This is a genomic window from Rhizobium ecuadorense, assembly GCF_001187535.1.
In the GTDB taxonomy this organism is placed as follows: domain Bacteria; phylum Pseudomonadota; class Alphaproteobacteria; order Rhizobiales; family Rhizobiaceae; genus Rhizobium; species Rhizobium ecuadorense.
Map to the genome: position 1 here is coordinate 1 of NZ_LFIO01001059.1, position 309 is coordinate 309.

Genomic DNA, 309 nt, shown 5'->3' on the forward strand with positions numbered 1-309 from the left:
TTCCAGAAGCCCATGACCAGCACGACAAACACGGCCGGAAAGGCGAAATCGAGACCGATGACCGCGGGATCGCCCAGAAAGGCGCCGAGCAACGCGCCTGCCAGCGAAGAGCCGACCCAGGCGGCATAGAAGGGCGTGACGATACCGGCATACCATACGGGCGTCAGCCGTGTGCTGCCGGCGCGGAACTCCGCCATGGCCCAGAGTTCGTCGGCAAGGAACAACATGGCGGCATAGCGCCTGATGGTGGAGAAGGACTGCATCTTCATGCCGATGGAGGCGCTCATCAGCACATGGCGGATGTTGACC

General features: G+C 62.8%; 1 protein-coding gene. It reads right to left on the reverse strand.

The annotated features are described in order from the left end of the window. Positions 1–309, reverse strand: a 309-nt coding sequence (locus tag AF337_RS18865; protein WP_193393642.1) for an AzlC family ABC transporter permease, incomplete at both ends; no start/stop codon positions are given.